The organism is Marinospirillum alkalitolerans, from assembly GCF_045055655.1.
In the GTDB taxonomy this organism is placed as follows: Bacteria; Pseudomonadota; Gammaproteobacteria; order Pseudomonadales; family Halomonadaceae; genus Marinospirillum; species Marinospirillum alkalitolerans.
This window is the reverse complement of record NZ_JBANFI010000002.1, coordinates 424,863-439,375: the sequence shown is the minus strand read 5'-3', so window position 1 is coordinate 439,375 and position 14,513 is coordinate 424,863. Positions and strand designations below refer to the sequence as shown.

The 14,513-nt window shown below is 53.9% G+C and carries 14 protein-coding genes and 1 pseudogene; 1 reads left to right on the top strand and 14 read right to left on the bottom strand.

The features are described 5' to 3' along the window. Positions 1-211: 211 nt before the first annotated feature. The 11 genes and pseudogenes from V6U78_RS05005 to V6U78_RS04955 all read right to left on the bottom strand — a co-directional run. A complete protein-coding gene (locus tag V6U78_RS05005) occupies positions 212-1,300 on the bottom strand; it encodes a nickel/cobalt transporter (RefSeq protein ID WP_405337997.1) in 1,089 nt (362 codons plus the stop codon). Between the two features lie 27 nt (positions 1,301-1,327). Then, a complete protein-coding gene (locus V6U78_RS05000) occupies positions 1,328-1,975 on the bottom strand; it encodes a DUF1007 family protein (RefSeq protein ID WP_405337994.1) in 648 nt (215 codons plus the stop codon). Between the two features lie 106 nt (positions 1,976-2,081). Then, complete coding sequence (locus V6U78_RS04995) at positions 2,082-3,203, bottom strand: metal ABC transporter solute-binding protein, Zn/Mn family (protein WP_405337991.1); 1,122 nt, start codon at positions 3,201-3,203, stop codon at positions 2,082-2,084. Between the two features lie 17 nt (positions 3,204-3,220). Then, a complete protein-coding gene (locus tag V6U78_RS04990; RefSeq protein WP_405337988.1) occupies positions 3,221-4,105 on the bottom strand; it encodes a metal ABC transporter permease in 885 nt (294 codons plus the stop codon). Further along, entirely contained in the window at positions 4,098-4,868 is a 771-nt protein-coding gene (locus V6U78_RS04985; protein WP_405337985.1) for a metal ABC transporter ATP-binding protein, read from the bottom strand. Before V6U78_RS04985 ends, V6U78_RS04990 begins: the two co-directional genes overlap by 8 nt. A gap of 207 nt (positions 4,869-5,075) precedes the next feature. After that, on the bottom strand, positions 5,076-6,137 hold the full coding sequence (locus tag V6U78_RS04980) for an AI-2E family transporter (protein WP_405337982.1): 1,062 nt from the start codon (positions 6,135-6,137) through the stop codon (positions 5,076-5,078). 41 nt (positions 6,138-6,178) lie between these two features. Continuing rightward, positions 6,179-6,448 carry a hypothetical protein gene (locus tag V6U78_RS04975; RefSeq protein ID WP_405337979.1) on the bottom strand — a complete coding sequence of 90 codons (270 nt, stop codon included), beginning with the start codon at positions 6,446-6,448 and terminating at the stop codon, positions 6,179-6,181. Between the two features lie 18 nt (positions 6,449-6,466). Beyond that, on the bottom strand, positions 6,467-8,263 hold the full coding sequence (locus V6U78_RS04970; protein WP_405337976.1) for a Na/Pi cotransporter family protein: 1,797 nt from the start codon (positions 8,261-8,263) through the stop codon (positions 6,467-6,469). 153 nt (positions 8,264-8,416) lie between these two features. Then, on the bottom strand, positions 8,417-9,271 hold the full coding sequence (locus tag V6U78_RS04965; RefSeq protein ID WP_405337973.1) for a peptidoglycan DD-metalloendopeptidase family protein: 855 nt from the start codon (positions 9,269-9,271) through the stop codon (positions 8,417-8,419). A 20-nt stretch (positions 9,272-9,291) separates the two neighbouring features. Beyond that, complete coding sequence (xseA, locus tag V6U78_RS04960) at positions 9,292-10,677, bottom strand: exodeoxyribonuclease VII large subunit (protein ID WP_405337970.1); 1,386 nt, start codon at positions 10,675-10,677, stop codon at positions 9,292-9,294. Between the two features lie 118 nt (positions 10,678-10,795). Further along, positions 10,796-10,888 (bottom strand): annotated as a pseudogene (locus V6U78_RS04955) (transposase); the annotation flags it as partial. A gap of 47 nt (positions 10,889-10,935) precedes the next feature. On the opposite strand from V6U78_RS04955, the gene V6U78_RS04950 reads away from it, so the two are divergent. Next, on the top strand, positions 10,936-12,171 hold the full coding sequence (locus V6U78_RS04950) for an RNA-guided endonuclease InsQ/TnpB family protein (protein ID WP_405337967.1): 1,236 nt from the start codon (positions 10,936-10,938) through the stop codon (positions 12,169-12,171). 39 nt (positions 12,172-12,210) lie between these two features. Here V6U78_RS04950 and V6U78_RS04945 read toward each other — a convergent pair whose 3' ends face one another. The 3 genes from V6U78_RS04945 to V6U78_RS04935 form a co-directional block, all read right to left on the bottom strand. Next, positions 12,211-12,789 carry a YggT family protein gene (locus V6U78_RS04945; protein ID WP_405337964.1) on the bottom strand — a complete coding sequence of 193 codons (579 nt, stop codon included), beginning with the start codon at positions 12,787-12,789 and terminating at the stop codon, positions 12,211-12,213. A gap of 70 nt (positions 12,790-12,859) precedes the next feature. After that, entirely contained in the window at positions 12,860-13,708 is an 849-nt protein-coding gene (gene proC, locus V6U78_RS04940) for a pyrroline-5-carboxylate reductase (protein WP_405337961.1), read from the bottom strand. A gap of 11 nt (positions 13,709-13,719) precedes the next feature. Further along, entirely contained in the window at positions 13,720-14,445 is a 726-nt protein-coding gene (locus tag V6U78_RS04935) for a YggS family pyridoxal phosphate-dependent enzyme (protein WP_405337958.1), read from the bottom strand. Between the last annotated feature and the right edge of the window lie 68 nt (positions 14,446-14,513).

Genomic DNA, 14,513 nt, shown 5'->3' with positions numbered 1-14,513 from the left:
TCTCAAAATGCTCATTTACTCCGTGTAACATTCCGCTTTTTCGATCAATTTCGCCTTGCCTGACCTGCGCTCGTAACGTTGATCAGCGGTTCCCTAGCACTAGGCTCAGACCAATCAAAAAGACCCCAGCGTGCACACAAGTTATGCACGCTATCTTATCCACATTGCTCACAGACTTATCCACAGGCCATCTTTGCAGACACCCGATTTTCTAGAGAAAGCCGCTCGGTGCCTCAACCATCCAGAGATTCCATGCCAGGCTGAAGCCCAAGGCCATGAGCACACCGCCACCCAGCGCGCTCAGCACCAAGGTCGCCCGTGACCAGCCTCCTTGCTGCAAGCGTAATAAACGCTGCGCCCAATCACGCGCCTTCACTGCGATCAGCGCAAGACTGGCCACGGTCAAGGCCGTGCCTAGGGCCATCGCTAAGGTCGAGAGGACGCCGATCCAGAAAATACCAAGCAAACTGGTGACGGCCAGCAACAACACAGCACCAGAACAAGGACGCAGACCAATGGAGAGAATCAAGCCCGCACCTTGCCAAAAATTCTTATGCTCTAACTCTTCTGGGGCCACATGATGTACCTTGCCACACTGGGCACATGCAGCTTCAGTAGGGGCCAGATCCAGTCGTGGCATTAGGCTTGGCTTCAAGACAGCAGAAGCAGCCTGAGTCGGTAGCGGAGTAAAAGCCGGAGCAGGTGGCAGCGCCGCCCGCCGCCAAGCCCGCCAGCTACGCCACACCAGCCAGGCACCGAGCAGAGCCACCAGCACGAAGCTCAGCATTTCTAAATAGATCACACTCTGAAAAGCCTCGCGTGCCAAGGCACCCAAGCCCAAGACCAGTAGGGTCACCAGCAAAATCGCCGTCACACCCTGCAGCAGCGCGGCCAAGACGGAGTAAAAAAGCCCCCGCCTGAGCGCCTCTGGTTGTGTCAGTAAATAGGTCGTCAGTACCGCCTTGCCATGTCCTGGACCAGCAGCATGAAAAACACCATAGAGAAAGCTCACCAGCATCAAGGACCAAGCCAATGACCAGCGTTGCTGCTCAGCATAGGCTTCAACCTGATGGACCAGTTGACGATGAAAATCACGTTGCTGCTGCAAAATCCACAAGTTCAACTGCTGCCAACGCTGCGCGACAGACCAGCTGGTCGTGGCTGAAGTCGATCTGACTTCTGCCACTGGCTCCTGATCCGCTGCAGAAGACGGTGGCAGACCGGGTAAGGCGCTGGTATGTACCAAACCGCTGATCAACAGCAAGAACACAAGCAGTCCTAGCCTGCTGGAGTTGTGCATCACTTCTCTCCCATATGACAGCTTGTCTTAGCGACAATCAATCACCACCCGCTCAGCAAAATAGCGCCCAAGCTGAGGCTCACTGGTCGTTTGATTCTGATCCAAGCTCAAGGCGTACTCTATCTGCTCTGCTGTTGGACGCGGCGGGATTAAGCGAGTTCGACAGGCTGCCAGGGCAGCATGGGGCTGTAATCCCTGCTCAGCGTGGTGCAGCATTTCAATGTAATAGCTTGGATCATAAATCTGATACCCCCATTCTGCGCCCTGCCAAGGCCTTGGTTCTGCCAAGGGAAGAAAGAAGCTGAACTCTATCCGCGAACCGATGCGCATCAGGTTAAACTCTTCTACCGCCGCAAAATCCTGTTCCTCTCCCTGCCAGATCACATGAGAAAAATAGCGCGATTGCCGCAGGTGGTTGACGACTTCTTGCGCCAAATCAGCATAGCGTTCTGCCTGCTCTGCTGGTGCGGCACCTCGCTCAACCTCTTCAATCAAAATCAGGCTATAGAAGGGATCAAAGCGCCAGGCCTGCTGTAATCCAGTGACCTCGCCCTGATGATTCACCTGCGGGGTAATACGCAAATCGATCCAGACATGGGGGTGTGCATAGGCGATCCCCTGCATCAGTACCCAAAGGGCACCAAGCAGAGGGAGCCAAAAGGGTGGCCGTCTCACTGCTGACTCCTTGATTGACTACGGCTGATCAGACAGCCGCTTCGAGCAGCGAGTGTAGCGAAAAGCGCCACGGCAACACTAGTCTTCTTCGGTCAACAAGTGCAACCTAGCGTGGCTGAAAGGCCTGCAACAAGGTTTCCAGGTTATGCTGCATCATGCCCAGATAAGTGCTCGCTGGACCTTCGCTATCCAAGGCGTCCGAATAGAGAGTGCCACCAAAATGGATATTGCCCTCTCGACGTAGCTGATCAATCAAGCGACCATCACCAATGTTTTCAACAAAAATAGCGCTGATCTGCTGCTCACGAATCTGACGCACCAAGCGCGCAATACCTGCTGCAGAAGGCTCGGCGGAGGTGCTCAGACCTTGGGCCGCCAACAGAGTGACATCATAGTCACGTGCTAAATAGCCAAATGCATCATGATCAGTTAAACCACGACGCCGCTCAGCAGGCAGGGCAGCAAACGCAGCAACATACTGCTGATGCACCCGCTCCAGCTCGGCTAGATAAGCGGCTGCACGCTGTTGATAAAAATCAGCATGCTCAGGATCGAGCTGCTGTAAGGCATCACGTATCGCGATGACATACTGCTGCCCCTGACGCAGGCTCTGCCATGCATGGGGATCATATTCACCATGATCATGATGGTCATGACTGTGGTTATGACTGTGGTTATGGCCGTGCCCGTGATCATGGCTATGGCTGTGGTTATGGTTGTGACTGTGGTTATGGCTGTGTCCATGATCATGGCTATGACCGTGGTTATGGCTGTGTCCGTGATCATGGCTATGACTGTGGCTATGGCTGTGGCCGTGATCATGGTTATGACTGTGGTTATGGCTGTGTCCGTGATCATGGCCCGATGCAGCTTCTTCTTCCGCATAAGCAATCACCTGAATCTGCTCAGCAGCACTCACTAGCGGGCCTTGATAGCCACTGGCTTCGAGAAGACGGGTGATCCAACCTTCAAAATACAGACCATTCATAATCACCAGATCAGCCTGAGCCAAAGCACGTGAGTCTGAAGGGCGAGGCTGATAGACATGCGCATCCTGATTCGGCCCCACCAAACTGGTCACCTGTACGCGCTCTCCTCCGACCTGCTCTGTCATATCTTGCAAGATACTAAAACTAGTGACCACGCGCAGAGGCTCTGCCGCCCAACTGCTGGCACTCAGCCCAAGCAGCAAAGCACTGCCCCAGCCCAGAAAACTTTTTTTACTCATCTTGTGCTCCTTTGAGGTTAAGATTGAAGATGCTTTTTCACTGGCCAATAGCGTTTCAGCAGGCCTTGGGTGCCCAGCAGCATCGAGACCAGATGCAGGGTGCCCAGCATCAGGATAATCGCTGGTCCCGTCGGCCAATCCCAATGCCAAGAGAGCAGCAGCCCCCACCAGCAACCCAGCATGGCCAGCACCACCGCCAACAACAACAGGCTATCGAGCTGACGTGTCCAAAAGCGTGCTGCCGTGGCCGGCAAAATCATGATGCCCACCGCCATCAAGGTACCCAAGGCCTGAAAACCAGCCACCAGGTTCAACACCACTAGGGCGAGAAAAACCAAATGGGTCGGCGTGCCTAAGCGACTATGTCGCTGTAAAAAATCCGGATCAATACACTCTAAAACCAGCGGGCGCAGAAAAATCGCCAGCAGTAAGAGCGTCAGCGTTGCGATCCCACCCAACAGATACAAGGCTTCATTATTGAGCGCCAGGACACTGCCGAACAGCAGGTGCAACAAGTCAATATTGCGACTTTGCGAGGACACCAGCAGCACGCCCAGTGCAAGCGATACCAGATAAAACACTGCCAGATTGGCATCCTCTTTCAACACGGTGACTCTGGCGAGGCCACCGGCCAGCATCGCGACCAGCCAACCAGCCAGCAGGCCACCCAGCGTCATCGCCCCTAACGACAAACCAGCGATGATATAACCCAAGGCCGCGCCAGGTAGAATCGCATGGGCGACGGCATCACCGGTCAAACTCATGCGGCGTAGCATCAAAAAAACACCAACAGGTGCAGCGCTAAGACTCAGCACCAGACACCCCACCAAGGCCCGACGCATAAAACCAAAATCAGGCGTTAAAAAGGGTTCTAAAAACCACAAGTACAAGGTCTCAAGCATGGCTGGCCTCGGCTTCCTCATCGAGATGGAGGTCACAGATGGGTGCCAGCGGGTCAAACGCAACCTGCATCTTGCGCGCACGACGGAGGTTGTCTTCAGTCAAGACCTGATCTGTTGGCCCAAAACCCAGCACTTCACGCGCCAGCAGCAGACAGCGAGGGAAGTGACGCTTCACCTGCTGTAAATCGTGCAAGACCGCAATGATGGTGCGCCCTTGCTGATGCCAGTGCTGAATCAGATGCATCAGATCTTCCTGCGTGGCTTCATCAACTGCCGCAAAGGGCTCATCGAGCAGGATCAAAGGTGCATCTTCAAGGATCAGGCGCGCAAACAGCACACGTTGCAGCTGCCCACCGGATAAGGAATCCAGACTGCGCTTTTCAAACTGCTGCATGCCAACCTGCTCCAAGGCACGGCTGACCTGTTGAATCGCCGTACGGCGCACACCGCCGAATGCCCCGACCTGCGGCCAGCAACCCAGCGCCACAAAATCGATGACCCGCAGTGGAAAATCGAGATCCAAACGGGCGCGTTGTGGCAAATAGGCCAGTTGAGGCGGCTGCGACCACTCTATGCGACCACCCAAGGGCTTCAGCTGAGCCATCATGCCTTTCAGCAAGGTGGATTTACCGCCGCCATTGGGGCCAACAACGGCCAACAGATCTCCATGCAACAGATCACCGCTTAAATGATGTACAGCGGGATGTTTTTCGTAGCCCAGCGTCAGATTATTGAAGCGGGCCAATTGAGCGGGTGTGGTCATCGTTTTATTTCACCGCCCAATAGATGGCACCCCAGAGTGCAAAAATCAGCGGGAGCAGTAGCAATAAACGACTCAACAAGCTCAGGTGAATCAGTGATAAAAGAAAACCCTTCATACTCAACCCAAATGTTATAACGTAACAATAAACAAGTCAAAAGAAAGGCGCACAATAATCAACGCGCCTATTGAGATCAAGTCTTATTCCTCTTATTCCTCTTTTTCTTCAGTCGCCGGTCGCAACCCATTGCCGAGCAAAACGGCAATCCATTGGGTCGAAGGCGTTTGCTCCAGCGCGATCTTGACAATCATCGTCAGTGGAATCGATAACAACATGCCCACCACGCCAAACAACCAACCCCAGACCACCAAAGAGAGAAAAACCACCAGAGGGGATAAACCCAGCCCGCGCCCCATAAAACGGGGTTCAATCAGGCTACCCAGCACAACATTGACAGCCAGATAACCACTGGCGACCAGCAAGGCCTCAGATAAACCCAGCTGCACTAAGGCCAGCAACACGGCTGGAATGGCCGCAATGATAGAGCCAACATTGGGAATAAAGTTCATCAGTAAGGCGACAACACCCCAAAGCAGAGGGAAATCAACACCGAGAATCCACAGCCAAAGTGCGATCAACAAACCCGTGATTAAACTGACAATCGATTTGATCACCAGATAGCGATTCACCTGCTGGACAAAGCTGTTGGCCTGAGCAAAGGAGCGATGCGCATTGGGCAAGGCTTGGCGCAGTTTATCCCCAAAGGTGGCTTCTTCTAGCAGCAGAAAAATCACAATAAACAGCACCAGAAACAGATTGGTGATCAGTGCGCCCAAGTTGGATAAAGCCTTGCCCACCCAATCCATCAGCACCGATGGATTAAAATGATCGAGCAGTTGCTGACTGGAAACCGGCACCCCAAGCGCTTCGAGCCAAGGCAAGAGCTGCACCAGCTCACTTTCCAGTCGCCGCTGGTACTCTGGCAGGCGATCAACAAAGCTATCTATCGCACTCCCGACAAACAGACCGAACAAAAAACCAAACACCACCAGCTGCGCCATGATAATGACCACAGCCAGCACGACGGGGACACGCCGCCGCGTCAGAAAATGCAGCAGCGGTGTGCAGATAATGCCAATAAATAGCGCCAGCAAGAGAGGAATAACAATGGCCTCAGCAGCTTTCAGCCCAGCAAGAATCACCATCAGCGCGGCTAGGCCGAGAAGCCAAATCAGACCGGTGGGCGAATTCACTGTATTGGGCGTCGACATCAATTTCTCCTTGATTAGGCTGGCTTAGCCTCTTGAGTAGCTCATTGCTTTTTGGCTTTCTTTAACTCTTCACGCAGCAGCTTGACCTTCTCGAGTCCTTTTTTACGCTGTGCATAAATCACATCAAGCTTGATTTGCAGCTCAGTGGCTTCTTCTTCACTCAGCTTGGCTGGGTTTTTCTCGCGTAGCTTACGCTCTTTCTGTTTGAGCTCTTTCAAGATTTTGCGAATCGAACACAGCTCTTTATATTGAGTTTGGCTATCTGCATCTAAAAAATTAGCGACACGTTCCATGATTTTTTTCAGCTTCATCTTCTTGTCACTCCTTGGTTAATCTGGCTTCTGGGCAAGGGCCGAGATCTCCTTGTCATCCAGTGCCAGTTGCTCGCTGGAATCCACACTGGATGAAGTCAAAAACTGGATCGCATCGATCAGGTTTTTGGCGATCTCGGTCGCATAGTTCTCGTCATTCATAATCGATGTGGCGATACTGGCCACGATACGACGATGACGAATCATCTCATCCAGCTCATCAATCAGCTGACGGCTGGATTTTTCGACTGAAATTTTCAGCGCATCCAGTGACAGGCTGATGAACTCACGGTCCTGATTGCTCAAGAGTTGACGCAGCTCACGCAATAGCTTGGCCAGCTGCAAGCGGATGGCATCATAGCGTTCGCGAATGGCTGGGTTAGAAGACAAGCCATGCTTTTCAAGATTGCTATGCAGATGCTTCATCCCCTTGACGGCCTCGACGATATCGCGACTCGCCTGACGCAAGCGATAGAACTCTTCTGTGGCGGCTTGGTTCAGCTCGCGCGTTTGGGCTTCACCAATAAAAGCCACGATCTCGCTATGCAGGCTTTTGATCTTCTCTTCGTAAAGATCTTCAACATCAATCGGGAAGATACGGCGTGTGTATTTGACCGCCTCAGACAAGGGCTCTTCCGAATCGATGGTTTGGCGCTTTAAACTTAAGCCATGTGCCAATAAGCCATAGGCATTCTCAAATAGGTGCTCCACTTCTTTGCGCACTGCAGTGACAGCCGTCTGGTTGGTTTCCAAGGCTTCGGGATAAAGGTAGAGGGGCTGCTCAGAGGCCTGTTTCTTCTGCTGCACATAACGCTGTAGCAGGCTTTCCAGCGGTTTGACAAAGGGGGCAAGCAGAACCACGCCCAGCATATTGAAAAGGGTATGAAAAAGCGCCAGCTTGAGCAGATAATCTTCTGCTCCGATCCCTATCCAGCTGGCGATCACATCCACCAGTGTCCCAATCGGGAGGATAAAGGTCACGGCCACAGCTGCGGTAATCACGTTAAAAACCACATGGGCAATCGCCAGACGCCGTCCACCCAAGTTGGCCGCCAAGCCACCGAGTGCCGTGGTGATCGCGCTGCCCAGATTGGCACCAATCGCCAAGGCCAGTGCGTTTTCATAGCTCACCTGTCCGGTCGAGAGGGCAGTGATAATAATCAACAAGGTGGCATGGCTGGATTGCATCACCACGGTGATCAACATACCGATCAGCGTAAAAACCAGCACACCCCAGAGACCAGAGAGGGCATAGACAGACAGATCAAAACTGCCCTGAAAGGCCTCAAACCCCTCTTTCATATAATGAATACCAAAGAACAGGAAGCCCGCACCCAGTAGCAGGTAGCCTCCGGCCTTTAAGCCTTTGCTCTTTTGCATCAACAGCACCACACCAAAGACCAGCATCGGCATCGCATAGGCCGCAATATTAATCCGCAGGCCCAAGCCCGCAATCAGCCAAGCGCCGGTCGTGGTGCCGATATTCGCTCCCATAATGATGCCAATCCCCGCCGCCAGCGTGATCATTTCAGCGCTGACAAAAGAAATCGTCACTAAAGAGACAAGGGTGCTGGATTGCATCAAGGTGGTACTGATGCCACCAAAGGCGAGGCTTTTCCACAAGCGATCTGTCGAGCGGCGTAAAATGGCTTCAAGCGTGCCGCCAGTAAAGGCTTTAAACCCTTCCTCCAGGCAAAACATGCCAAACATAAAGAGTGCCACGCCAGCGGCGATCTCCATAAAATCCGCACTGGCCCAAAGCGCCCAGGCTAAAACCAGTAAAATGGCAGGAAGAAGCAATTTTTTGTAGATCATAATGGCGGGCGCATCCTTTCGGGCAAGAGAAGAGTAGACATCAACAAAGCAGATATTAGGCTTTTTCTCAGCAGCTGAATATCCCCCTGCGAGGCTAGCAGATCAAAAGGCCACTGGATTCTTTCCGTGGCCGTATAAAAGCAGGTTGCAGAACTAGCGCTGCTGCTCGGTCAAAAAGAGATCCGGATCAACCCGTGCACCATTGAGGCTGATCGTCCAATGCAGATGCGGCCCAGTGGAGCGCCCAGTCGATCCGACATAGCCAATCACCTGACCAGCTTCAACACGGTCGCCAATCTGCAAATCGGTAAACTGGCTCATATGGCAATACAGACTAGTGAAACCCAAGCCATGATCCAGCACCACTGTTTTGCCATTGAAGAAATAATCCGCCTGAGCCACGACTCGACCAGGCAGTGCGGCCAGGATAGGCGTGCCAGTGGGCGCGGCAATATCCAGACCATTATGCGGATTACGCGCCTGCCCATTGAATTCACGACGGAAGCCAAAAGGGCTGGTACGACGTCCTTCGAGAGGCAGGGTCACCTGCTCAGGTAAGGCGATACGCACCGGATGGAAGTCATCCATCGCGCCACGCAGCTCAGGGGTTTCACGCTGCACACGCGCCAGATCCTCAGCTGAAAGGTCAACATGGCGTGGTGCCACGGTCAAGCGCTGGGTCGGGTAGGCCTTATCGGCCACCACAAAAGGCAGCGCGATATCACCATCGCGTGTGCGCCACAAGGCCTGAGTCGCGCCCGGTGTCTGGCTTAAAGGAATGCCCACCCAGGCATACCAACGTCCATCACGCTGATGGGTATAGACTCGCCGCTCATTAAAATACACATGAGGTGCGGCGGCACTGCGCTGCGGAATTTCAAGCAGGGCAATCCCACCGGGTACGCGCTCTTCTTGTGGCCAGAGTCCTGCCTGCGCCGAGCTGGCCAGCAGCAGAAGCAGCGCAGCCGCTAAGTATTGCGCTATACGCGTTGAATATAAAGATATCACCGTCTTTTCTCCTTCGGTTATCAATCAGATGAGGCTATCTCGGTAGACTGAGTGTCTAGCACCAAACAACGCAGCTGCCCTTGCGCCAACTGAACCTGAAGCCGATCACCAGCCTGTACCTGAGTCGCTGAACGCAAGGGCTGAGTGGGTGCGGCTTCAGGCGTCACCAATGCATAACCACGAGCGAGGGTTCTCAGCGGGCTGATCAGATCAAGGCGACCGAGCTGCTCATGCCAACGACGCTGGGCGCGCTCTAGAGACTGGCCTTGTGCTCTTTCCAGACGCAAGACGAGGGCCTGCCACTGAGTTCGATAAGTTGCCAAGCGACGCTGAGGGGCCTGGTACATCAGGCGCGTCTGTAATGCAGACCAACGCGCCTGCTGCTGGGCCTGACGTCGTTGAGGATGCTGAGCTTGCAAGCGCTGATCCAACTGGGTCCAACGCTGGCGAGCCACCGTGAGCTGACGTGGTTGGGCACAACGCCAGCTGAGTTCATCCAGCCTTTGTTGTTCTGCTCGTAAACGCAGCATCAAGGCATGCAGTAAACGCCCTTGCTGCTGTTCAAGCTTGGCCAGCAGCTGCGTGCGCTCTGGTGTGACGCTTTCTGCAGCAACAGAAGGAGTGGGAGCGCGCAGATCACTGACAAAATCGACCAGCGTGGTGTCTGTTTCATGTCCAACGCCCGTCACGACGGGAATCGCTGAGGCGGCCACCATACGGGCCAGCACTTCATCATTAAAGGCCTGTAAATCTTCTAGGCTGCCTCCACCACGCACCAGCAGCAGGACATCTGGCTGTCCATGATACTGAGCCAGAGCCAAGGCGCGCCTGAGGCTTAAAGGGGCTTCTTTACCTTGTACTTGTGCTGGATAGAGCAGCACCTGAGCAAGCGGCCAACGCCGCTGAATCACCTTCAGCACATCATGCAGGGCGGCACCCTGCGCAGAGGTGATCACTCCGATACGATCTGGATAAAGAGGCAAAGGCCGTCTGCGCGCCGGATCAAAGAGACCTTCTGCCTGTAACTTCTGCTTGAGCTCTTCAAAGCGCAGTAAGGCATCACCCAGGCCTGTCTGGCGTAAACCAGAGACCAGAAACTGATACTGGCCCCGCTGCTCATACAGACTGACCTGACCTTTCAGGCGCACCTGATCACCGTTGTTCGGGGGCTTTAAGAGCAGTTGGCGCTGGCTAAACAGAACACAACTGATCTGTGCCTGTTCATCTTTGAGCGTAAAATACCAATGCCCTGAGGCTGAAGGGGTGAAATTGGAAATCTCGCCTTCCACCCAGAGGTTGACCAGCCCGCCTTCCAACAAGCGGCGCGCCTGCTGATTGAGTTGACTGACACTGAGACAGGGCGCAAAAAGCTCAGTCTGAGATTGAAAAGCACTCTGCTGGGACATGCTCACCTCTTTGATCGGCAAGATAGGGAGCCATCAGGCTCCGTTTTACCCAGAAAACCGTAAAGCTCCGTCATTCATGGCGGAGATATAAGGTTAGAGCGGCATCGCCGCTCCGTTGTTAATGTGGTGTTTGCTGCTGCTCTATGTATTGGCGAATGATTTCTATCAGTGCGCCGCCGCAACTGGATGCAAAATAAGATGGCGACCATAATGCTCTAATATCATTGATTTTTTCATGGTTCAAAATATATTAAGGTTATGAAACGACTGCAAGCCTTTAAATACGAACTTCGGCCTGACGGGCAGCAGGAGCGGCAAATGCGCCGCTTTGCTGGCTCCTGTCGGTTCGTGTTCAATAAGGCGCTGGCTTTACAGAAGGAACGCTACGAGCAGGGAGAAAAGAAGCTCAGCTATTCAGATTTGTGCAAGCAGCTCACGCTATGGAAGGCTGATGAATCAACCTGCTGGCTGACTGACACCCCCTCACAAGCCTTGCAGCAATCCTTTAAAGATCTGGATCGTGCTTATGCCAACTTTTTTGCCAAGCGAGCCGACTTTCCGCGCTTTAAGAAAAAAGGCCAGCGTAACAGTTTCCGTTATCCACAAGGCTGCAAGCTCGATCAAGGCAATAGTCGCCTATTTCTACCCAAGCTCGGCTGGATGCGTTATCGCAACAGCCGTGAAGTGTTGGGAGTGGTGAAAAACATCACCGTCAGCCATTCTTGCGGCAAGTGGTTTGTCAGCATTCAGACTGAGCGCGAGGTCGAAAACCCCATTGCTCAAGGCGATGCACTGGGCATCGACATGGGAATAAGCCGCTTCGCCACCTTTGATCGCCCCTTGCCCGAATTCGACCATAAAGACCATCTGGCACCCCTTGATAGCTTCAAAAAACACCAAACAGCCTTGCGCAAGGCGCAGCAGGCTATGAGCCGCAAGGTGAAATTCAGCAGCAACTGGAAGAAAGCCAAAGCCAAAGTTCAGCGCATTCATTCACGGATCGGCAATGCACGCCGCGACTACCTGCACAAAGCCACGACCACGATCAGCCAAAACCACGCGATGGTGTGTATTGAGGACTTGCAGGTGCGCAATATGAGTCGGTCAGCAGCAGGCTCAGCCAGCCAGCCTGGGAGAAATGTTCGCGCCAAATCTGGCCTAAACAAGGCCATCCTTGATCAGGGATGGTTTGAGTTTCGCCGTCAGCTGGACTACAAGCTAGAGTGGAATGGCGGTTGGCTTATCGCCGTACCGCCAAAGAATACCAGTCGCACTTGTCCGTCTTGTGGTCATGTGTCTGCTGCCAACCGCAAAACGCAGTCGGTGTTTGAGTGCGTGGATTGCGGATTGAAAGAAAACGCTGATGTTGTCGGCGCGATCAACATTTTAAGGGCGGGACACGTCCGGCTAGCCTGTGAAGTGAGTGGTGCAACAAGGCCGCCAGCAGCAGGAACCCACCGAAGCGACTCAGGACTGGCTCCATGCTACGCCTGAGCGCCGTAGGAATCTTCGGCCTTTAGGCCGGAGAGGATGTCAAATGCCGATAAACTGTGCCACGGGCCAGCCCGCCGCCTGCGCTAAAGGCAGAATCAAAACCAGACGTGCCAGATGGATCCCCAGAAAAACAAAGATAGGAGATAAATCCAGCCCACCGAGACTTGGAATAAAGCGCCTGACCGGTGCCATTAAGGGTTCAGTCAGCTGATACACCAGCAAGGCGCCAGGATGATTGGCCTGAGGTGCAACCCAGCTCAGGATGATCGAAATAATCAGTGCAAAAAAGTAGACATCCAAAATCGCCTTTAAAACACCCGTAAAACCACCAATCACCAGGCTACCCACACCGGCTGAAGCCCCCATCACGGTGATGGCCAGATAAATACCGGTGGTTTTTACCAGAAACGCCAGCACCAGACTGGCCGGATCAAGACGCCCTGCCGGACGCAGAAAGGTTTGCAGGGGCAGGATCACCGGATTGGTGGCTTTCACCACGCCCTGAGTGATGGGATTGAAATAGTCCGCCTTGCTGAAATGCAGCAACAGACGCAAGACCAGTAGATAGGTCGCAAGATGAAAGACCAACTGAATGATCTGGGCTAAACCTGTACTCATGTGTTTCTCCATGTGGATTCTGCTCACGCATCAGAGCAGAAGACATCTCAGACTGCAAGGGTTGAGCGGGCTAGCAGGGCCGACTCAGTTCATCTGCCAGTTGTTGTGCGCGTTGTGCAGCAGCCTGGGCGGCCTGCTCCACCAACTCAGCTAAACCTTGCTGCTCAAAACAGGCCAGCGCAGCGGCGGTTGTGCCGCCGGGTGAAGTCACCTTCTGCCGCAACAGCGCTGGGGCATCGCCAGACTCAGCCAGCATACGACCCGCCCCAGCGGCGGTTTGCACGGCCAGGGCCTGAGCCAAATCGGCACGCAAACCTAAGGCCTGACCCGCTGCGGCCAGTGCCTCAGTGAACAAGAAATAATAGGCTGGACCTGAGCCTGAGATGGCGGTCACCGCATCAATCTGGGCTTCTTCATCCACCCAAAAACCTTGCCCCATGGCACTGGCGATCCGATCAACCCAAGTGCGCTGCTCAGCCGTGACCGCTGCCGCGGCATACAAGCCTGTCGCACCGGCGCCCAGTAAAGCAGGGGTATTGGGCATCGCGCGCACCAGCGGCAAATCAGTGCCAATCCACTCCAACAGAGTCGCACTGGTCAGGCCAGCGGCAATACTCAACACCAGCGGCCGCTTAAACTCTAACGCCGGACGCAAGGTCTGCAGCACCTCTGCCATCATTTGCGGCTTCACCGCCAGCACAACCAAATCGGCCTGCTGGCAAGCCAGATCATTATCTGTCGTGGTATGTATACCGGTTTGCATCGCCAGCTGGGCAAGAGGCTCGGTTGTCAGATTGGTGGCCCAGATACGTGCGGCAGGATAGCCTTGGGCAACCAGACCGCGAATCATGGCGGTGGCCATATTCCCCGCCCCGATAAAAGCCAGAGTCGGCGTCGAAGCCTGAGTGTGATTCGTCATGCTGAACAATCCTAAAAGTGTGAAGAAGAAACGGCACCGCGCTGGCGGGCCCCAAAGATGGCAGTACCAATGCGAACCAGTGTCGAGCCTTCGGCAATGGCCGCCTCTAAATCGGCACTCATCCCTATAGAGAGCGTATCCAACGGATGCCCTAAATCTAAATGCTGCAATTCGATCAACAGCTTGCGTAGCTGCGCAAAAGCGGCACGCTGCGCCAGTGCATCCTCTGTTGGCTCAGGAATACACATTAAGCCACGTAAACTCAGGCGGGGTAATGCCGCAACCTGCTGCGCTAAGGCTTTAAGTTCCTGTGGTGCCACCCCATCTTTACTGGCTTCACCACTGATATTCACTTGCAAGAGCACCTGCAAAGGAGGCAGATCCAGAGGCCGTTGCTCACTCAAACGCCGGGCAATTTTCTCACGCGCGAGCGTATGCACCCAAGCAAAGTGCTCTGCCACCGCACGCGTTTTATTGGATTGAATGGAGCCAATAAAATGCCACTCAAGTGGCAAATCGGTGAGCAGGGCCTGCTTTTCTAAGGCTTCTTGCAGATAGTTCTCGCCAAAAGCCTGTTGCTGTGCCTGAGTGGCAGCAAGGCGTATTGCCTCGGCAGGCTGAGTCTTACTGACCGCCAGAATTTTGACTTCGCTCGCTTGACGCCCCACTCTTTGGCAGGCTGCCTCTACCTGTGCTCTGACCTTTGCGATATGCTCTTCGATAACAGAAGGCGACATACTTTTACACTCGTCTTTGGATAACTGGGCTGCCATCTATCCTCAGAGATAGGTGGACCGATCAATGA